The sequence below is a fragment of the Micromonospora yongxingensis genome, assembly GCF_052601155.1.
Window position 1 is genome coordinate 36051 of sequence record NZ_JBQXEO010000029.1, and the last position, 18701, is coordinate 54751.

Sequence of the window (18701 nt, forward strand, 5' to 3'; positions counted from 1 at the left end):
CTGGTGTCTCCCATCACAGTGCAGGTGAAAATCTTTCGGCCGGATCGGTACGGTCGTACCGTATGGTCATGCCGGCGAACCACGTGTGGGACTCGCGAGACATGTACCGCTGGAACGACAACGTCCGGCCCCCGCGTATGACGCCATGGTGATTCGGAAAAGGCGTGCGGGTGGGGCGAAACGGACGGCGGTTCTCGAAGCGGTGGCAGGTGTGCTCGCTGCCCGCGGATACGAGAACACACGGTTCACGGACGTGTCTGCGGCCGGCGGTGTCGCGATCAGCACCCTGCAGACCTACTTTGGCTCCCGCGAGGACATGATCATCGAGGCCATGCAGGTCTTCACCGACCAGGAGGTGGATGCCCTGCAAGCGGCGTCCGCCGCCGAAGCCGATCCGTGGCGACGGCTGGTCGCGCTGGTGGACCGGAGTCTGCACAACTCGGAGAGCACGCGGCAGGTCCTCGTCGAATTCTGGCGATCCGCCATGCGCGACGACGAACTCCGCGACTACAGCGCGGAGGTGCAGATGCGTTACCGGGCGCCTTTTCTGGCCGCCGTACGGGAAGGCGCTGAGCGGGGCGAGTTCAAGCTGGTCCACGACGCCGAAGCCGTGACGGATCTCCTGCTTTCGGCGCTGGCCGGTCTGATCGTCTCTCGCGTCCAGCGCCATCCCACGCCGTCGCCCGCGGAGTTCCGCGAGGTCCTGCTGACCCAGCTCAGGCTGATGCTGGGCGTCAAGGGCTCAGGGCCTATTACCCGAACGGATTGAGGAACGATGACCACCGTCGAAATCACTCGTTTCCGCGTGCTCCCGGCACGCGCCGACGCCCTGCTGGCCGCGCGGCCGGAGATGCTGCGCGACTTCCAGACCGATCGCGCCGGCTTCCTCGGCGCGCGTCTGGTCCGGCTGACGGCCGACGAATGGCTGGACATCGTCTTCTGGGGCTCGTCCGAGGACTTCGCCGAATCCCGGCGACGGGGCGCGGACCGGCCCGGGATCCAGGCGTTCTTCTCCCTGATCGATGAGGTGGTCAGCGTCGAGGAGGGCACCACGACCGAACCGGTAGGTGCCTGATGCGCGCGGCGTGGTACGACCGGCAGGGCCCGGCGCGCGAGGTGCTCCAGGTCGGTGAGTTGCCCGATCCGTGGCCGGGTGAGGGCGAGGTCCGGGTCCGGGTGTCGGTCTCCGGGATTCACGTCGGCGACCTGGGTAAACGGCAGGGCTGGTGGGGCTCCACCATGATGTTTCCCCGGGTCGTCCCGCACGGTGACGGTGCCGGGGTGATCGACGCGGTCGGGCTGGGCGTCGATCCGTCCCGGATCGGCGAAAGGGTCTGGGTCTACCTCGCCCAGTCGTACCGCCCGTTCGGCACGGCCGCCGAATACACCGTGGTGCCCGCCCGGCACGCCGTGACGCTGCCCGCCGGCGTGCCGTACGAGCAGGCGGCCGGACTCGGCATCCCGGGCATCACCGCCCACCGGGCGATCTTCGCCGACGGACCGGTGACCGGCCAGCGGGTTGTCGTCACCGGAGCCCTCGGTGCGGTCGGCCGGGCCGCGTTGGCGGTGGCCCGCCGGGGCGACGCCATCGTGATCGCGACGGTACGCAAGGCAGACCAGATCGCAGACGCGCTGGCCGCGGGCGCGCACCACGCGGTAGACACCGCCGGTGGCGATGTGGCCGCCCGGATCCTCGAATACACCGGTGGGGAACCGATCGACCGGGTGGCCGAGCTGGCCTTCGACGTCAACGTGGCGACCAATCTGGAAATCCTCCGCACCGGTGGTGTGATCGCCACCTACGCGACCGGTGCGGCTGAGCCACGCATCCCGTACTGGCCGCTCGGTTTCAAGAACATCACCGTCCGGTTCCTCAGCAACGACGACTTCCCGGAGCAGGCGAACGAGACCGCCGCGACCGAACTGACAGCCGCGCTGGTCGGCGGTGACCTGCGCTACCCAATCGCCGCCCGGTTGCCGTTGGCGGAGATCGCACGGGCACACGAACTGGTCGAGCAGGGCTCAGCCAGCGGCCGGATCGTCCTGGACATCTGAGGGGCCTGGAACATGATCTGGACAGCCGGTTTCCGTACCGCAGTGATCAGCCCGTACGAGCAGTTCCAGTTCAGCGAACCCCGTGGCTTCGTCGACCAGACCGTTCGTCAGGTGCTGCACATGGCCGGCGGTGGGGAAGCCTTCCGCCTGCGCCTGACGAACCGCTACGGCCGCACCCCGTTGGCCGTCCAGGCCGCGACGGTCGCCGTCGGTCACCGGCAGGCCGTCCTCTTCTTCGATGGCGCCGAGCACTGCGTCATCCCTGCGGGCGAAGAGTGCCTCACCGACCCGGTCGACGTCCCGGTCGCCGCCGGAACGGACCTGGTCGTGAGCCTCTACCTCCCGGAGAGGACCGGTCTGGCCACCCATTCCCACCGGCCAGCGGAAGTCGCCCGGATCGCCGGCGGCAATCACGTCATGTCTCCCGTACTCCCGTGGACGGAGCAGGTCGAAGCCAGGTACTACATCTCGGGTGTCGACGTGCCCGCCCCGCAGGACACCGTGATCGCAGCGGCCTTCGGCGACTCCTGGTTCGAAGGAGTCGGCACCACGACCAGCGCGAACCATCGCTCCGTCGACTTTCTCAACCGGCGCCTGAAGCGAGGATGGGTCGTCAACCAGGGCATCGCTGGAAACCGCCTCCTGCGTGACGGGGTCGGCGAACACGCACTGGCGCGATTCGACCGCGATGTTCTCTCGATACCCGCCCTGACCCACGTTCTGGTCCACTTCGGCATCAACGACCTCGGTCTTCCCGGCATGCTCGGCGAACCGCCCACCACCGCCGGCGCCCTCATCGAAGGCTTCAGCGCTCTGGCTGGCCGCGCCCACCGCGCCGGGCTGAAGATCCTCGCCGCCACCATTGGTCCCTTCGCGGGCGCCGGCCCCGGGATCAGCACGCCGGAGGGCCTCGCCATCCGACGTGAGGTGAACGACTGGATCCGCACGACCGACGCCTTCGACTCTGTCGTCGATGTGGCCCGAACTGTCGCCGATCCTCAGGCCCCCGACTACATCCACCCCGCGCTGGACAGCGGCGACGGTATGCACCTGAACGACAAGGGCGCCGAGGCCTTGGCCGACGCAGTCAACCTGGACGACCTCGCGCTCTAGCACCGATGGGTGCCGTCAGGCGCCGAGGACGTGGGTCAGGTGAGGGCTGGTGAAGACACGGTTCGGGTCCAGGCGGTCGCGGACGGCCTGGAAGTTGGCGAAGCGCGGGTACGCCGCGGCCAGCGAGGCGGCGTCGCGGTAGTGCAGCTTGCCCCAGTGCGGGCGGCCACCCAGCCCGGCGGCGACCTCTTCGAAGGCCCGGAAGTACGGCTCGTACGGCATGCCGACGTACTGGTGCACCGCGATGTACGCGGAGTCCCGGCCGTAGCCGTGGGACAGCCAGATGTCGTCGGCGGCGGTGAACCGCACCTCGACCGGGAAGAGCACCTTGAACGGCAGCCCGCCGACGATCCGTTGGAGCGCGGCCAGTGCCTCGGGTAGCGCCTCGCGGGGCAGGCCGTACTCCATTTCGACGAAGCGGACCCGGCGTGGGGTGCAGAACACCCGGTCGGAGCGCCCGGTGTAGCGGCGTTCGGTGAGCGCGCGGGCGGAGATCGCGCTGATTCCCGGGGCCAGTGTCGGTACGGCCCGACCGAGCCGGCAGGCGCTCGCGAAGACGGTGTTGGCGAGGAAGTCGTCGTCGAGCCAGCCGCGCCACCGGGGCAGTGGCCGGTCGTTGGCGGGTACCCGGTCGTTGGTCTTGACCTGCACGCGCGCCGTGTAGGGGAACCAGTAGAACTCGGCGTGGTCGTGGCCGCCGATCAGGGTGGGCAGGTCGGCGAGCACGTCGGCCAGCGCGGCCGGGCGTTCGTGGGCGTGCAGCACGAAGGCGTCGACGCAGCGCAGGGTCACCTCGACCAGCACGCCGAGCGCGCCGAGCGACACCCGGGCGGCGGCGAAGACGTCGGGGTGCTCGTCGGCGGAGCAGCGCAGCACCTCTCCGGTGCCGGTGACCAGGGTGATCGCTTCGACGAAGGTGGACAGGCAGCCGTAGGCGACGCCGGTGCCGTGGGTGCCCGTGGAGATCGCCCCGGCCACCGTCTGGGCGTCGATGTCGCCGAGGTTGGGCAGGGCGAGGCGGTGCCGGGCGAGCAGGCCGTTGAGCGCCCGTAGGGTCATTCCCGCCGGTACGGTGACGAGCCGGTTCTCGACGTCGACGCTGACGGTGGTGGTCAACTCCGACAGGTCCATCCGCCGGTCGTCGGCGAGCGCGACGGCGGTGAAGGAGTGGCCGCTGCCGGTCACCCGGATCCGACCGCCCTCGGTCGTGGCGGCGTTGACGGCCTCGGCGACGTCGGCTGGCGAGCCGGGGCGCAGGATGGTGGTGGCGCTGCCACGCTGGTTGCCGGCCCAGTTGGACCAGCGGGCGGTGACCGGTGCGGTGCCGACCATGCGCGCTCCTCAGAGATGAATATGAACTGACTTCATATCAGGAACGTTGTACCTGGTAAATACCGCAATCCCGGCCCGCTCGTTGTACCGGTAGTCACGGACTCGTGACGTGCAGATATGTTCATCCGTCGAAGGGGGGTGGCACCGAGTGTCCACACCAGCCGCCACGACCGGGCCGCTGCGCCGCGTACCGGTGCAGGGTCGAAGTGTCGCGCGGGTACAGCGCATGTTGGACGCCTGCGCCGAACTCGTCGACGAGGTGGGGTACGAGGGGCTGACCACAACCCTGCTCGCCGAGCGTGCCGAGGTGGCGATCGGGTCGGTCTACCAGTTCTTCCCGGACAAGCGGGCGATCGTGCAGGCGTTGACTCTGCGCACAATGGAGTCCTACCTCCAGCGGCTCGACGAGCGGTTCGCCTCCGACGAGATGACCCACTGGTGGGACGGCGTCGACGCGGGTATCGATGAGTACATCACGATGCACCGCACCGTCCCCGGTTTCCGTACCTTGCACTTCGGCGACGTGGTCGACCTGCACCTGTTGGACGAGCAGCGCGACAACAACGGCGTGATCGCCGACCAGTTGGCCCGGGTGCTCACCGAGCGTTTCGGGCTGACCGACGTGCCGAAGCTGCGCTTCGTCCTGGAGATCGCCGTGGAGGCGGCCGACGCGCTGATCAAGCTCGCGTTCCGCCGGAGGTCCGACGGCGACGAGCGGGTGCTGCTCGAGGCGAAGGCACTGATCCGGGAGTACCTGCACCGCCAGGTCGACGGCCCGGAGAGCGACCGGTACACCGCCGAGCAGCCGGCGACGCAGCCGGCCTGACCCGCCCGCGCCGGGCCCGGCCGGGGGTCGGCACGGCGCGGCGGGGTGGCGTCAGAGGAAGGCCCGGCCCTCCCCGCGGTAGGTGGGCGTGGTCGCCACGACCGCGTCCCCCTCGACCAGGTGCAGCTCGTTGACCCGCTCGCACAGCTCACCGGCCTTCGCGTGCCGGAACCACACCCGGTCGCCGATGCGCAGGGTGGCCGCCGCCGCGCCGGAGAGCGGGGTCTGCACCTCGCCGGCCCCCTCGGTGCCGACCAGCTTCAGGCCGGCCGGCAGCCAGGGGCGGGGGAGTCGGCTGTCGGCCGCCGGGCCGGAGGCGATCCAGCCCCCGCCGAGCACGGTTGCCAGCTCCGGGGTCGGCCGGCGGACCACCGTGCAGGCGAAGAACGCCGCCGGGGTGGGGCGCCAGGCGCGGTAGGCGTCGAACAGCGTCGGCCCGTACAGGCCCGATCCCGCGGTGACCTCGGTGACCGCGGGATCGGCGCTGGTCGCGGCCACGCTGCCGGTACCGCCGCCGTTGACGAACTCCAGGTCGGCGTGCTCGCGGACCGCGGCGACCGCCGCGCCCCGGCGGGCCAGCAGCTCACGGTACGACCCGCGCTGGGCCAGCCGGATCGCGCCGGCCAGCAACGTCTGCCCCGGAGGCGCGTCGCCCAGGCCGGCGATCTGCGCCTCGTACGACATGAGGCCGACCAGCCGGAAGCCGGCCCGACCGGCGACGGTGGCGGCGAGAGCGCCGGCCGCCCGCGCGCTGTGCACCGGCGAGCGGCGGACGCCGACGTGCACCCGCCCACGCAGTGGCCGCCAGGAGGCGTCCAGGTCCAGGCAGACGCGCAGCTCGGCGCGCTGCCCGGCGGGCCGTACGGCGTCGATCAGGTCGAGCTGCCCGGTGCCGTCGATCATGAGGGTGATCGCGGCGGCCAGTGTGGGGTCGGCGGCCAGTTCGGCGACGGCGGCCCGGTCCGCGCTCGGGTACGCGACCAGCACGTCGTCGCTCACGCCGGCGCGGACCAGCCAGATCGCCTCGGGCAGGGTGAACGCCATCACGCCGTGCCACCCGGGTCGGGCGAGCGCCCGGCTGATCAGCTCCCGGCTGCGGACCGACTTGCTGGCCAGCCGGACCGGTTTGCCGGCGGCGCGGTCGGCCAGGGCGGCCGCGTTGGCGTCGAAGGCGGTGAGATCAACCACCGCGTACGGCGGGTCGAGGTGGGCGGTCGCCCGATCCAGGCGCTCGCGAAGTTTGTCGCTTTCGATAGCCACGTGTGCACGCTAACTGTCCGACGATGAATGCGAAATACCCTCGCGTACCTCCGGGCTGCGGCCGGTGCCTCCGGCGGCCTAGGCTCAGCGAGCAGGAGAATGTCGCCGGTGGGGCGGCCCCCCACCGGGTCTAGAGTGTTCCACCGGGGGTGCCCAGCGATGGGCCGGCACGTGGAGGTACGGCCATCGAAAGCCAGAACAGCGGCGAGTCGCGCGGCGTGTCGCGCTCGGGCGATCAGCCCGGCAACGCCGCCACCCAGCCCAGCGGTGCCCAGGTCGATCCGTCCGGCTACGCCGCGATCCGCTCGGTCCTGCGGATCCGGCCGTTCCGGCGGCTCTGGATCGTGCTCGGCGCCGCTTCCTTCGGCGACTGGCTCGGCCTGCTGGCGACCTCGGTCTTCGCGGCCTCACAGGTGCAGGGCAACACCGCCAAGGGCGCGGCCTTCGGTGGCGTCATCGCCATCCGGCTGCTCCCCGCCCTGGTGCTCGGCCCGGTCGCCGGCGTGCTCGCCGACCGGTTCGACCGCCGCTGGACGATGGTCATCTGCGATCTGCTCCGGTTCGTCCTGTTCGCCTCGATCCCGATGGTGGCGCTGGCCGGCGCCAGCGGTGCGGTCGTGGTCGGGTGGGCGACCCTCGCCACGTTCCTGATCGAGTCGATCACGCTGATCTGGATTCCGGCCAAGGAAGCGGCCGTCCCCAACCTGATCCCGCGCGCCCGGCTGGAGGCGGCCAACCAGCTCACGCTGATCACCACCTACGGCCTGACCCCGGTGCTCGCCGCGCTGGTCAGCGCCGTCCTGGACCGCAGCGTCCGGGGCGTGACCGGCGGCAACTTCCCGAACTGGGCCGAACCGGCCCAGCTGGCGCTCTGGTTCAACTCCTTCTCCCGGCTGGCCACCGCCCTGGTCGTCGCGTTCGGCATCAAGGAGATCAGCCAGGGGCAGACCGCCGAGGGCGACCGGCACGAGCAGAGCATGCTGCGCCAGTTCAAGGAGGGCTGGCAGTTCATCGGCCAGACCCCGCTGGTGCGCGGGCTGGTGCTCGGCATCCTGGGTGCGTTCGCCGGCGGCGGCATCGTGATCGGCACGGCGAAGTTCTTCGCCAGCTCGCTGGGCGCCGGTGACGCGGCGTTCTCGCTGCTCTTCGGCGCGATCTTCGTTGGCTTGGCGCTCGGCATCGGCCTCGGTCCGATGATCGTCAAGGACATGTCCCGGCGCCGCTGGTTCGGCATGAGCATCGTGCTGGCCAGCGCCGCCGTGATGACCCTCGCCTTCGCCATCCACCTGTCCATGGCGATCGTCGGCGCGGTGCTGGTCGGCGCCGGCGCCGGGATGGCCTTCCTGGCCGGCACCACCCTGCTCGGCGGCGAGATCAGGGACGAGGTGCGCGGCCGGGTCTTCGCCGTGGTGCAGATCGGCACCCGGCTGGTGCTGATCCTCGCCATCGCGCTGAGCAGCCTGCTCGCCGGCGTCGGAGGCTCCCGCAAGCTGGAGATCGCCGACCTGGGTCTGTCCATCTCGTCGACCCGGTTGCTGCTGTTGGCCGCCGGAGCCGCCGGCATCTTCGCCGGGATCAGCGCCTTCGGCCAGATGGACGACAAGAAGGGCGTCCCGGTCCTCGCCGACCTCTGGGGCTCCATCCGGGGTCGTCCGCTGATGCCGGCCGAACCGTTCGTCTCCAACGGGCTCTTCGTGGTCTTCGAGGGCGGCGAGGGCGCCGGCAAGTCCACCCAGCTCACCGCGCTCGCCGAGAGGCTGCGCGGTCAGGGGCGCGACGTCGTGGTCACCCGCGAGCCGGGGGCCACCGCCGTCGGCCAGCGGATCCGGTCGCTGGTGCTGGACACCTCCGGCGACGAGGCGCCCTCCCCCCGTGCCGAGGCGCTGCTGTACGCCGCCGACCGGGCGCACCACGTGGCCGCCGTGGTCCGGCCCGCGCTGACCCGTGGCGGAGTGGTGATCAGCGACCGGTACGTCGACTCGTCGCTGGCGTACCAGGGCGCGGGGCGGACACTCCCGGTCGACGAGGTCTCCTGGCTCTCCTCCTGGGCCACCGGCGGGCTCAAGCCCGACCTGGTGGTGCTGCTGGACGTCGAGCCGCAGACCGGCCTGTCCCGGGTCGCGTCGCGCAGCGAGGGTGCCGACCGGCTGGAGGCCGAGTCGGTCGCCTTCCACGAGCGCGTCCGGTACGCCTTCCTCGACCTCGCCGCCGCCGACCCGAAGCGCTACCTGGTGCTCGACGCGTCCCGACCGGTCGAGGAGATCACCGGTCAGGTGGTCCGTCGGGTCGAGGAGATGCTCGGCAAGCCGGGTGGCATCGTGCACCCCCGTCCGGCCCAGGGCCCGGACACCTCGGTCCAGCCCGAGTTATCCGACGCGGAGCTGGTGACGATGGAGCATCGGACCTGATGCCGGACGTCTTCGCCGACCTGGTCGGCCAGGACGAGGCGGTGGACGAGCTGCGTCGGGCAGCCGCCGCCGCGGCGGCCGTGCTGCGCGCCGGCGCGGCCGATCGGGCACCCGCGCTGATCGCCGCCGGCCCGGCCGGCGGTGCCGCACCCGACGGGGTCGATCCGTCCGCCGGGATGACCCACGCCTGGATCTTCACCGGGCCACCCGGTTCCGGTCGCTCGGTCGCCGCGCGGGCCTTCGCCGCGGCCCTGCAGTGCGTGCACGGCACCGGCTGCGGCGAGTGCCCCGGCTGCCACACCACGATGGGCGGCACCCACGCCGACGTCCGGATGGTCGTGCCCGAAGGGCTCTCCATCGGCGTCGGCGAGATGCGCGCGCTGGTGCTCCGCGCGGCCAGCACCCCGTCGGGCGGCCGCTGGCAGGTGGTGGTCATCGAGGACGCCGACCGGCTGACCGAGGCGGCCGGCAACGCGCTGCTCAAGGCGATCGAGGAGCCTCCTCCGCGTACCGTCTTCCTGCTCTGCGCCCCGTCCACCCACCCCGACGACGTCTCGGTGACCATCCGGTCGCGCTGCCGGGTCGTACCACTGCGGCAGCCGCCGGCCACGGCGGTGGCCGAGGTGCTGGTCCGTCGGGACGGTGTCGCGCCCGACGTCGCCCAGTGGGCGGCGGCGGCCGCGCAGGGGCACGTGGGTCGGGCCCGCCGGCTCGCCCGCGACCCGGAGGCCCGCACGCGACGCGAGGCGGTGCTCGCCGTGCCGCGCCGGCTGACCGGCGTCGGCGCGGCGTTCGACGCGGCGTCCGCGCTGATCGAGGCGGCCGAGGCGGAGGCCGAGGCGTCGGTCGCCGAGGCCGACACGGCCGAGCGGGCGGCGCTGGAGACCGCGCTCGGTGCGGGCGGCACCGGCCGGGGCGCGGCCGGCGCGATCCGTGGCGCCGCCGGGCAGCTCAAGGAGCTGGAGAAGCGGCAGAAGTCGCGGGCCACCCGGGCCCAGCGGGACGCGCTGGACCGCGCGCTGGTCGACCTCGCCGGCTTCTACCGGGACGCGCTCACCATGGCGCTGCGGGCCCCGGTCGCCCCGGTGCACACCGACACCGCGGCGCTGGCCGGTGCCGGGGCGCAGAAGTGGGACGCGGAGGGGTCGCTGCGCCGGCTGGAAGCCGTGCTCGCCTGCCGGGCCGCGATCGAGGCGAACGTCAAGCCGCGGATCGCGGTCGAGGCGATGATGCTCGCCCTCTGGAAGGGCTGACCCGCAGCCTTCGACCCGTGGTCCCACCCCCGGGGACCGGTCATCCACAGGCATCGACACGCGCGATTGCTGTGCGGTACGGTCCGGTGTGCCGTGGTGACGGTGACAGCACACTGAGTGAGGGATCACCCGGGGGAGGAGTCGGCCGATGCCACGGGGGGAGATCGACGAAGCCTGGATCGAGGAGGCGGTGCGGCGCTACCGCCGGATCGAGTCACTCCAGGCCGAGTTCGACCAGGCGGTGTCGACCGTCGAGGTCACCGTGCGGTCGCCGGACGGGCTGGTCGAGGTGGTGGTCACCGCAGGTGGGCGGATCACCGACGTCCGGTTCCTCGGGCCGCTGCACAGCCGCAGCCCACGCGACGTGGCCGGCTCCGTGCAGGCCGCGGTCACCGCGGCCGCCGATGCCGCCGAGTGGGCCCGGGAGAAGCTGCACAACGAGACGTTCGCCGCCTACCGACCGCTCGCGGGGGCCTGAGATGGAGACACTGCGCGCGCTCGCCGCCCGGCTGGACGAGGCGAGCGCGACGCTCACCTCCCTGTCCCGCACGGTCGCCGCCAGCGATCCGGCCCAGGCGGCGTTCGGCGCCGACGCCCCCGGTCGGCCCGGCGAGATCGGCCGCGCGCTGCACCGGCAGTGGGCCGCCGCCACCGACGACCGGGCCCGCGAGGCGCGGGCCGCCGCCGGCCGGCTGGCAGCCGCCGCCTCGGCGGTGCGTGAGGCCGCCGACCGTTACGGCGAGGTCGACCGGGCCGCCCGCCGCCGGATCACCGGAGAGCCGTGATGGATCCGCTGGACCGGCTCGCCGAGCCCGGCCTCGACCTGCTGCGCCGGGTGGACACCCTGCTCGCCGCCGGTGTCCCCGAGGGCCACCGGGTCTGGCCGCTGCTGCGCCGCATGCAGGTCCTCCCGGGCGACGCTGTCCGTGGCTTCCTCGACCTCCACCCGGCACCGCTCGCCGGCGCCGGGCACGCGGTGCGCCGACTGATCCGCGGGTACGACGACGTCTCCGCCACGCTCACCGACCCGGTCCTCTGGTCCGGCTCGGCCGCCTCGGCGTACGGGCAGGAGCGTGCGGCGCTGTTGCGCCACCTCGACGAGGGGCCGGAGAGCCTGGTCGGGCGACTGGAATCCACCGCCGGATACGCGGACGCGCTCGCCGACTGGGTCGAGGGCAGCCGCCTCGCCCTGGCCCGGACGCTGGCCGACGTGCTGCGCTCGGCCGAGGCGGTCAGCGTGGTCGCCGCCACCGTGGCCGGCGCTCCGCACCGACCCGGGCCGGTCGGGCCGGGGGTTGCCGACGCGGCCGAGATCGCCGCTCGGGTGCTGGCGGTGCTCTGCGTGGCCTACGACGGTGCGGAGACGCTGCTGCGCCAGTGGGCGCCGAGCCTGGCCGAGTCCGCCTGGCGGCCGTCGGCCGACGGTCGGCCCCGCTACGACCAGCCGACCCGCGTCGGCTGGTAGCCCGGCCACCGAGCCCCGGACAGGCCACGGCGTCGCTCGCGGGCACCCGGCCGGAGCCGGCACCGGCGGCGACGCCGTGGTCTTCCCCCTGCACCCCCCGCAGGTCTGCCTCCACTCAACGCCGCCCGGCCGCGTTTGTCCCCTGTCGCGACCCGGATTCAACCGTCCGGGCGAGGCGCAACGGCACGACGGGTTGGCCGGGCAATCGGTCAAGTCGACGGTCATGGATGGAAGCGGGGTGTAGTCGTCTGGCGACGGCCGCCGCGCCCGCCGCGGTGAGCCGTCGTAGGGTGGGGGCATGGGCATGCTCTGCGCGGTCAGCTTCAACCGGTACGGGCGCCTCTACTACCTCGACCCCGGTGAGTTGCGCCCGCAGGTTGGCGACAAGGTGCTGGTGCCCACCGACGATGGGCCCGAGGTGGCGGAGTGCGTCTGGGCCGCCCAGTGGGTGACCGAGGAGACCGACGGCTTCCCCCGGCTGGTGGCACTGGCCGGCGACGACGACCTGCGCCGGGACGAGGCGTTGCGCCGGCGCAAAGCTGAGGCCAAGGTGGCCGCGAAGCGGCTGATCCGCGCGCACGGCCTGCCGATGAAGGTCGTGGCTGTCGACCACGTGCTCGGCTCCGCCGACGGCGGGGGTGAGCGCAGCACCGTCTACTTCACCGCCCCGCACCGGGTGGACTTCCGTTCCCTGGTCCGCGACCTGGGCGCCACCCTGCACTGCCGGGTCGAGCTGCGGCAGCTCTCCGCACGGGACTCGGCGCGGGTGCAGGGCGGCATCGGCTCGTGCGGCAGGGACCTGTGCTGCGCCACGTTCCTCACCGACTTCGAGCCGGTGACCATCCGGATGGCCAAGGACCAGGACCTGCCGCTCAACCCGCTGCGCATCTCCGGCGCCTGCGGCCGGCTGATGTGCTGTCTGAAGTACGAGCACCCTCTCTATCAACGGTTCCAGGAGACGGCCCCGGCCGTCGGCAGCCGGGTCTCCACTGCGGAGGGCGACGGCCGGGTGGTCGGCCACAGCGTCCCCCGTGACGCGGTGACCGTCCGGCTCGACGCCGACGGCTCCCGCTGCTCCTGCTCACGCGCCTCCGTCTGCGCCCCCCGCCAGGCCCACGACCAGCACTACACCCCCTGACCCCGTGACCCCCTGACCCCCCGCCCCGGTGATCATGAAGTTACCGCCCGCTGTCCCGGCGTGTCGCCGCAACAACTTCATGGTCAACGGTGGGGGCGCGGGCGCGGGGCCGGGTGGGTGGTGGGTTGGTCAGGGGAGGGTGATGGGGGGTTCGGCCAGGCGGGCCGTCAGGGTGGTCTTCGGGGTGAGCCAGCTGGCTGTGGGGGTCTGGTCGGGGTTGGGCTGCCAGTCGCGGGCGACCCGGTCCACCCCGATCGGGTAGATGGTCAGCGTGCCGTCCGGGTCGATGCGCAGCCGGAGGAACGACTTGGAGTCCTCGATGCCCTGACCGGCGAAGAGCTCGTTGACGTTCACCCCGAACGACCCCGCCACCAGCAGGTACGCCGCCACCAGTTGGCTGGAGACCAGGCCGATCACCGGGCCGTAGAGCACCGCTGCGGCGACCACCGGCAGCGGCCACGGCCAGTCGTAGAACGGCAGCGCCAGCCACGCCCACGTGCCGGCGGCGGCCAGCCCGATGTGCGCCAGGCCGTGGCTGACACCAAGGATCCAGTGCCGCGCGTGCCGCTTGCCGCTCGCGTTGGGCGGCTTGGCGAACAGGGCCGCCGCCAGCACCGTCACGAGCAGCATCATCACCAGCGGAACGCTGAACAGTCGTTGGTCGCTGGTGTCCGCCCAGTTCGCCGTCGCACCCGCCATGGCCAGCATCAGCAGCGTGTGCAGGGTGCCGAGCAGCGTGGTGAAACCGGGATTGCGGAACGGCAGCCGGGCGAAGATGCCCCAGCCGTAGCGGCGGGAGCGGGCCGCGTCCGGATAGCGGGCCACCAGGTCGTACGGCTGGGTGTGGCTGGCCCGGCGGGCCAGGGTGTCCCGGGGCGGCACCTCGAGTCGCTCCGGCAGCTTGTGGGTGGGGTAGAGGTACGCCCCACCGCCGCCACACGTGATCAACTGCCGGTCCGGCCCGGCGTAGCGCGCGTAGTGGTGCAGATCGCCGGAGAGCAGCAGCCGGACCTGCGCCCCGGTCGGGTCGATGATCGTCCGGATGAAGTAGTCGATCGAGTCGTACGCCGTCGGGTGGTCGGCGGCCTTGACCCAGGTCGGCGCCGGCGCCGCGATGATCACCTTCGACTCGGGGCCGAGCTGCCGGGCCACCTCGTCGAAGTAGGCCAGCTGCGGATCGTCCAGGTACGAGCCGGACTGGTCGTCCACGCCGAGCAGCCACCAGCCCGCCGGCAGTTCCACGGCGAAGTACGACCGTGACTGCCCGGTGCCCCAGCCGCCGAAGTGCCGGTCCCGAGAGCGGACGAACAGCCGCAGGAAAGCCGTCAGGCCGTCGTACCAGTCGTGGTTGCCGGGCACCGCGTAGAGGGTGGGTCTCTCCGGCGGGGTGGCCGGCAGCGCGGCCTGGTACGGCCCCTTGCACCGGTCCTCGTACGACGCGTAGGCCGCCGACGGGTAGACCTGGTCGCCGCCCATCACCAGGGTCTGGGCCCGGGGCAGCCGGTGCCCGTCCACGGTCAGCTCCGGCTGCGCCAGCAGGTACGCCACCGAGTAGGTGGCGTTGAAGCCGTCACCCAGGTCCGCCACGTAGTCGAGCCAGAGCCCGCCGTCCGGCCCGACCTGGCGGAAGGCGTCGTCGCCGAACGCGTTCTGCAGCTCCCGCTTGTCCAGGTACGCCCCGAAGAGCACCGCCAGCAGCGTGCGGATACCGGTGCTGATCAGCAGGAACGGGGCCAGCCACGGCACCGGCTTGCGCGGGGTGAAACCCAGCTCCAGCGGGTCCGTGGTGCGGGGGCGGTGGGCTGCCCGCTCCCCGGCCGGCGGGTCCTGGTTGGGGTCGTCGAGGGGGGCGTGATCGTCGCTCACCCGCCGCAGCGTAGTCCCGACCTCGATGATCCGCTGTCCGGTAAACGGCTAGATGGCGGCCGATGTCCGGTTGGCGGCAGCGCGCCGGCAGGGGGTATCCCGGTCGGTCGGTGACCAGGGGGTGCCGTACACTTGACGATCGTTGCCGCCTTAGCTCAGTCGGCTAGAGCGACGCACTCGTAATGCGTAGGTCGACGGTTCGATTCCGTCAGGCGGCTCGGTACAGAAGCCCAGGTCAGAGACCTGGGCTTCGCCGTTTCCCGAGGTCGATCACGCCGCCGTCTGTGGTCCCGGTCCTTAGATAGTCCTTGTCCCGTGCACTGACCGCCTCGTCCAAGCGGTTGGCGACCGCGTCCAGGTCGTCACCGAACAGGCCGGCATACACGTCCAGCGTCATCGACGCCGAGGCGTGCCCGAGCATCCGCTGCACCGCCTTCACGTTGGCGCCCGCAGCCACGGCCAGACTCGCCGCCGTGTGCCGCAGGTCATGCGGAGTCAGGCCCGCCAACCCGACCGACGCAGCAGCCGGCGCGAAGACCCGCGAACGGAAGTTGGTGTTGCGTAGCGGCCCGCCGTTCGGGGCGGTGAACAGCAGATCCTCTCGCCGCTTTCCGGCGACGTGGGCGGCCAGCTCGCCGACGAGGAACCGCGGAACCGGCACCGACCGGCGCTGGTGGTTCTTTGGCGTGCCCTCCACCAGCTCGCCGCCGACCTCCGCGAAGGCCACCTCCACGGTCACCCGCCGCCGCAGCAGATCAAGGCGGCCCGCAAGCGGGCCGCGCCGGCCCGGCCGGCCACGTTGGATGGCCAAGCTCTTAAAGACCTCGGGGCTCCGCCCCGAACCCCGGCCCTCCTCAGAGATGCCGCCGCAGATCACCTCGCCGGGCACCACAAGGGCTACCAGCCTCCCTGGACGGGAACAAGGTCGTTCGTCCAGTAGGGCGCTCCACCTTGTCCCCGTCCAGGGAGGCTGGAAGGTCTACAACTGCCCGACGAGGAGATCTGCTCAACTTGCCACGTTGCGACATGATGTGGGGATGCTCAAACGGCTACGGCTGAATCGCCAACACCTTCGCGCGGCTTTGGTCCGGCGATGGGATGCGCTACAGGCTTGGCGTAATAATAAGCCGCCAAAGTTGCCGAAACCCAGGACGTACCGGCCGATCCACCTAGCCGCGCTTGTAGTTCTGGCAGTTATCGCGCTACTCGTGACAGGCGTAGCCGCCTGGTTCATGTGGGACGCCGCGAAGGTTCCGGCGAGTGTGCCTAAATCGCCGGACCTGGCAGTGCGTGAAGCGCAATTGCGCGTTGATGTTATCCGCAACATTCTCGCCGTGGGCGCTGGCGCAGGCGGTCTGATTGCCCTCTTCTTGGCGCTCCGTCGGCAGTATGTCAAAGAGCGCGTCGATCATGCCGACCAAGAATATAAGAACCGAACGGCCGAAGATTCGAAGCATGACGCGACTGAGCGACGGGTGACCGACCTTTATGCGAAGGCTGCTGAGCAGTTGGGATCTGATAAGGCGGCGGTGCGCTTGGCTGCTCTGTACGCCTTGGAGCGGGTTGGGCAGGACAATGATGAACATAGGCAGACGATTGTTGACCTGGTATGCGCCTATCTTCGGATGCCCTACGAGCTTCCCGAAAGTGACGACATTGGGTATGTGGGCGGGCGGCGCGATGTGGAGGATGAAGAGCGCCATCATGAACTTCAGGTGAGGCTAGCGGCGCAAAAGATTCTGACAAAGCACCTCACCTATTCCAAAATCATCGTCCAAGATGGCCGCTTGCACTGCCCTGTTGGTTCAGACAAATTCTGGCCTGAGATTCAGGTGGATCTCAGCGGAGCAGTCTTGACGCATGTTAATTTTCGGAAGTGCGCCGTGGAGTCCATCAATCTCGACCGCACTATTATTCGCGGAAGGTCCTACTTCGATGACTTCCTCTGTAGCGGGTACGGGCAGTTCAGCAAAACATCCTTCGGTGATAACGCTCGCTTCTCTGGTGCCACCTTTGTGGGTGGCTTTCTTTGTGCTGAAGCGGAATTCGCCGGATCGGCCGACTTTAGCAAGGCGAAACTTTACCTAGGCCATTTCGTTGAGGTGACCTTTAAGGGGGCGGTGTCCTTCAAGGTGGCTCACGCATTTGTGTGGGAGTTTCGCGGTTCCAGAGTGTATGTGAATGCATCTGGCAGCCATGGGTGGCCGAAGGGCTTCGCCGTCGGTGATGCAGATAAGTTCGGCTTCGGAGAGATTGTTCAGGTAACGGAAATCGGGTGGTGGGAAGAGGAAGCAGAGGATGGGAACCCGGTAAAAGAGCCTCGACTCAAGTTGGTGCTTCCCGAGCAATCCACAAGCCGTGGCTCTGTAGACAGACAACCACGCCCCGATCCAGGACCTCCATAGCGCGGCGACCAGGCCGATGCGAACGTTGCCGAACGGCGCCGGAGGGGATCTTGAAAATCTACGGGTCAGACGGCAGCACCGCACTGCATCAGTCCTCATTTAGTCCTCAAGAGGCCGGCCCGCACCCACCGATACTGAGAGATGCCGAGAGGAATTTCCGCAGGCTGGGCGGGGTAAGGGCAGGTAGGTCGAGGTAGGCAACTTGATCTCGTAATGCGTAGGTCGACGGTTCGATTCCGTCAGGCGGCTCGGTACAGAAGCCCAGGTCAGAGACCTGGGCTTCTGCTTTTCCCGAGGTCCACCGCCGCGCGTGCCAGTCCCCATTCCCGGGCCGACACCTGCGACGGCGACGTCGAGCTGGCTGCTGCTCGTGCCGCAGCTGCCGCACTGGGCGGCCAGATGAAACCTGCCCCGTACCTTGGTGCCCACGGCGCCGTCTTCCCGGCCTAGCCTGCCGACGGAGCAGCTCCGACGTATTAGGCATTCACCCGAACGCCGACTGCACGGTGCATGACCCTTCAGGCACCGCGGTGTCCCCGCGATATCGTCTTCGCCGCATGCGCGCATCGTGGGAGACCCTGTGCCAGGTCGTGGCTTTCCGCCTCCGGTTGCCGAGGCGGGGCATCGGGCACAGGATGACGGGATGTCCGAGAAGTCGGCGACCCTGCGGGTGCTCACCCTGAACGCCCTTGCGCCGTTCTTCGCCGACTGGCCGCGCCGTCGGGCGGTGCTCGTCGACGGGCTGCGCGAGCTGCGGCCGGACGTGGTGGCCCTACAGGAGGTGGCCGGCGGCGGGGACATGGACGAGGCCGGTGGCCTGCTGGGGCCGGACTATCACCTCGTACCGCATCCCGGGCGGTCGGAGGACGGGGTCGGAGCCGTCCTCGGCAGCCGGTGGCCGATGCGTACCGTCGGGGTCGTCGACCTGCATGTCACCCCACGCACCGCGGCGCTGCCGTGGAGTGCCGCCGTCGTGGTGGAGGTCGCGGTGCCGCCGCCGCTCGGACCGGTACTCGTCGCGCACCACAAGCCGACCTGGCAGTACGACGCCGAGTACGAGCGGGAACTGCAGGCGGTGCGGACGGCCCGGTACATCGAGGAGATCGTCGCCGAGCGGCGGACCGGTGCGCTCGACCCGGATGGTCCGGACACCGAGCCGCACGTGGTGATGCTGGGTGACTTCGACGCGGCGCCCGACGCCGCGAGCGTCCGGTTCTGGACCGGTCGGCAGTCGCTCGCGGGCGTCAGCGTCTGCTATCAGGACTGCTGGACGGCGGTTCGTGGTGCGGCGCCGGGCCACACCTTCTCGCCGGGCAATCCGCTGATCCGGGCAGGGCTCATGCCGTTGGATCGGGGGCGGCGGATCGACTACGCCCTGGTCCGGTGCGGTCCGCACGGGCCGACCCTCGACGTCGTGGACTGCCGGCGGGTGTTCGCCGATCCGGTCGGCGGTGTGTGGGCGAGTGACCACTTCGGAGTGCTCGCGGACCTGCGCCTTCCGCCGCACCCGCCCGGTACCTGGGCGGAGACGCGTCCGGGGTCCGAAGAGGGCGTTCCGCATCCCACGCCCTGACCCCCCG

17 protein-coding genes and 1 tRNA gene are annotated in these 18701 nt (G+C 70.8%); 14 read left to right on the forward strand and 4 right to left on the reverse strand.

Going from position 1 to position 18701, the window contains the following annotated elements:
• The first annotated feature begins 145 nt into the window (after window positions 1–145).
• Genes ACTWLT_RS27005 through ACTWLT_RS27020 form a run of 4 tightly spaced genes read left to right on the forward strand, consistent with a single transcriptional unit; the run spans window position 146 to window position 3168 of the window.
• Window positions 146–769 (forward strand): TetR/AcrR family transcriptional regulator, encoded by a 624-nt coding sequence (locus ACTWLT_RS27005; RefSeq protein WP_445320748.1) that lies wholly within the window; start codon window positions 146–148, stop codon window positions 767–769.
• Window positions 770–775: 6 nt separating this feature from the next.
• The gene (locus tag ACTWLT_RS27010) at window positions 776–1075 is read left to right on the forward strand and encodes an antibiotic biosynthesis monooxygenase (RefSeq protein ID WP_445320749.1); all 300 of its coding nucleotides are present in this window, start codon (window positions 776–778) and stop codon (window positions 1073–1075) included.
• A complete protein-coding gene (locus ACTWLT_RS27015; protein ID WP_445320750.1) occupies window positions 1075–2055 on the forward strand; it encodes an NADPH:quinone reductase in 981 nt (326 codons plus the stop codon). The genes ACTWLT_RS27010 and ACTWLT_RS27015 overlap by 1 nt, the downstream gene beginning before the upstream one ends.
• 42 nt (window positions 2056–2097) lie before the next feature.
• The gene (locus ACTWLT_RS27020) at window positions 2098–3168 is read left to right on the forward strand and encodes a GDSL-type esterase/lipase family protein (RefSeq protein WP_445320751.1); all 1071 of its coding nucleotides are present in this window, start codon (window positions 2098–2100) and stop codon (window positions 3166–3168) included.
• 15 nt (window positions 3169–3183) lie between these two features.
• Here the strand turns inward: ACTWLT_RS27020 and ACTWLT_RS27025 are convergent, their stop codons facing one another.
• Window positions 3184–4500, reverse strand: coding sequence for a D-arabinono-1,4-lactone oxidase (locus tag ACTWLT_RS27025; protein WP_445320752.1), 1317 nt, complete (start codon window positions 4498–4500; stop codon window positions 3184–3186).
• 226 nt (window positions 4501–4726) lie between these two features.
• Here ACTWLT_RS27025 and ACTWLT_RS27030 point away from each other — a divergent pair, with 226 nt between their 5' ends.
• On the forward strand, window positions 4727–5326 hold the full coding sequence (locus ACTWLT_RS27030) for a TetR/AcrR family transcriptional regulator (protein ID WP_252416343.1): 600 nt from the start codon (window positions 4727–4729) through the stop codon (window positions 5324–5326).
• 51 nt (window positions 5327–5377) lie between these two features.
• On the opposite strand, the gene ACTWLT_RS27035 is transcribed toward ACTWLT_RS27030, so the two are convergent.
• Window positions 5378–6586 (reverse strand): amino acid deaminase/aldolase, encoded by a 1209-nt coding sequence (locus tag ACTWLT_RS27035; RefSeq protein ID WP_252416140.1) that lies wholly within the window; start codon window positions 6584–6586, stop codon window positions 5378–5380.
• 311 nt (window positions 6587–6897) lie between these two features.
• Here ACTWLT_RS27035 and tmk point away from each other — a divergent pair, with 311 nt between their 5' ends.
• The 6 genes from tmk (at window position 6898) to ACTWLT_RS27065 (ending at window position 12850) form a co-directional block, all read left to right on the forward strand.
• Entirely contained in the window at window positions 6898–8994 is a 2097-nt protein-coding gene (gene tmk, locus ACTWLT_RS27040) for a dTMP kinase (RefSeq protein ID WP_445320787.1), read from the forward strand.
• Window positions 8994–10247 (forward strand): DNA polymerase III subunit delta', encoded by a 1254-nt coding sequence (locus ACTWLT_RS27045; protein WP_445320753.1) that lies wholly within the window; start codon window positions 8994–8996, stop codon window positions 10245–10247. The genes tmk and ACTWLT_RS27045 overlap by 1 nt, the downstream gene beginning before the upstream one ends.
• Before the next feature lie 148 nt (window positions 10248–10395).
• Window positions 10396–10725, forward strand: coding sequence for a YbaB/EbfC family nucleoid-associated protein (locus ACTWLT_RS27050; RefSeq protein ID WP_053659404.1), 330 nt, complete (start codon window positions 10396–10398; stop codon window positions 10723–10725).
• 1 nt (window position 10726) lies between these two features.
• On the forward strand, window positions 10727–11032 hold the full coding sequence (locus tag ACTWLT_RS27055) for a hypothetical protein (protein ID WP_445320754.1): 306 nt from the start codon (window positions 10727–10729) through the stop codon (window positions 11030–11032).
• Window positions 11032–11712, forward strand: a complete 681-nt coding sequence (locus ACTWLT_RS27060; protein ID WP_252416137.1) for a hypothetical protein — start codon at window positions 11032–11034, stop codon at window positions 11710–11712. The genes ACTWLT_RS27055 and ACTWLT_RS27060 overlap by 1 nt, the downstream gene beginning before the upstream one ends.
• A gap of 298 nt (window positions 11713–12010) precedes the next feature.
• Complete coding sequence (locus ACTWLT_RS27065) at window positions 12011–12850, forward strand: PSP1 domain-containing protein (RefSeq protein ID WP_252416136.1); 840 nt, start codon at window positions 12011–12013, stop codon at window positions 12848–12850.
• Between the two features lie 129 nt (window positions 12851–12979).
• Here the strand turns inward: ACTWLT_RS27065 and ACTWLT_RS27070 are convergent, their stop codons facing one another.
• A complete protein-coding gene (locus ACTWLT_RS27070; RefSeq protein WP_445320755.1) occupies window positions 12980–14716 on the reverse strand; it encodes a metallophosphoesterase family protein in 1737 nt (578 codons plus the stop codon).
• 144 nt (window positions 14717–14860) lie between these two features.
• Between ACTWLT_RS27070 and ACTWLT_RS27075 the strand changes: the two genes are divergently transcribed.
• A tRNA-Thr gene (locus tag ACTWLT_RS27075) sits at window positions 14861–14934 on the forward strand.
• A 17-nt stretch (window positions 14935–14951) separates the two neighbouring features.
• Here ACTWLT_RS27075 and ACTWLT_RS27080 read toward each other — a convergent pair.
• On the reverse strand, window positions 14952–15455 hold the full coding sequence (locus ACTWLT_RS27080; RefSeq protein ID WP_445320756.1) for a tyrosine-type recombinase/integrase: 504 nt from the start codon (window positions 15453–15455) through the stop codon (window positions 14952–14954).
• Window positions 15456–15924: 469 nt separating this feature from the next.
• On the opposite strand from ACTWLT_RS27080, the gene ACTWLT_RS27085 reads away from it, so the two are divergent.
• On the forward strand, window positions 15925–17121 hold the full coding sequence (locus ACTWLT_RS27085) for a pentapeptide repeat-containing protein (protein ID WP_445320757.1): 1197 nt from the start codon (window positions 15925–15927) through the stop codon (window positions 17119–17121).
• A 643-nt stretch (window positions 17122–17764) separates the two neighbouring features.
• Window positions 17765–18694, forward strand: coding sequence for an endonuclease/exonuclease/phosphatase family protein (locus tag ACTWLT_RS27090; protein WP_445320758.1), 930 nt, complete (start codon window positions 17765–17767; stop codon window positions 18692–18694).
• The last annotated feature ends 7 nt before the right edge of the window (window positions 18695–18701 follow it).

What these genes read in the sequence shown, in the direction of transcription:
- ACTWLT_RS27010 (WP_445320749.1), top strand. Translation starts at nt 776, where the DNA reads ATGACCACCGTCGAAATCACTCGTTTCCGCGTGCTCCCGGCACGCGCC.
- ACTWLT_RS27090 (WP_445320758.1), top strand. Translation starts at nt 17,765, where the DNA reads ATGTCCGAGAAGTCGGCGACCCTGCGGGTGCTCACCCTGAACGCCCTT.
- ACTWLT_RS27065 (WP_252416136.1), top strand. Translation starts at nt 12,011, where the DNA reads ATGGGCATGCTCTGCGCGGTCAGCTTCAACCGGTACGGGCGCCTCTAC.
- ACTWLT_RS27030 (WP_252416343.1), top strand. Translation starts at nt 4,727, where the DNA reads ATGTTGGACGCCTGCGCCGAACTCGTCGACGAGGTGGGGTACGAGGGG.
- ACTWLT_RS27055 (WP_445320754.1), top strand. Translation starts at nt 10,727, where the DNA reads ATGGAGACACTGCGCGCGCTCGCCGCCCGGCTGGACGAGGCGAGCGCG.
- ACTWLT_RS27015 (WP_445320750.1), top strand. Translation starts at nt 1,075, where the DNA reads ATGCGCGCGGCGTGGTACGACCGGCAGGGCCCGGCGCGCGAGGTGCTC.
- ACTWLT_RS27050 (WP_053659404.1), top strand. Translation starts at nt 10,396, where the DNA reads ATGCCACGGGGGGAGATCGACGAAGCCTGGATCGAGGAGGCGGTGCGG.
- ACTWLT_RS27045 (WP_445320753.1), top strand. Translation starts at nt 8,994, where the DNA reads ATGCCGGACGTCTTCGCCGACCTGGTCGGCCAGGACGAGGCGGTGGAC.
- ACTWLT_RS27060 (WP_252416137.1), top strand. Translation starts at nt 11,032, where the DNA reads ATGGATCCGCTGGACCGGCTCGCCGAGCCCGGCCTCGACCTGCTGCGC.
- ACTWLT_RS27005 (WP_445320748.1), top strand. Translation starts at nt 146, where the DNA reads ATGGTGATTCGGAAAAGGCGTGCGGGTGGGGCGAAACGGACGGCGGTT.
- ACTWLT_RS27025 (WP_445320752.1), bottom strand. Translation starts at nt 4,500, where the DNA reads ATGGTCGGCACCGCACCGGTCACCGCCCGCTGGTCCAACTGGGCCGGC.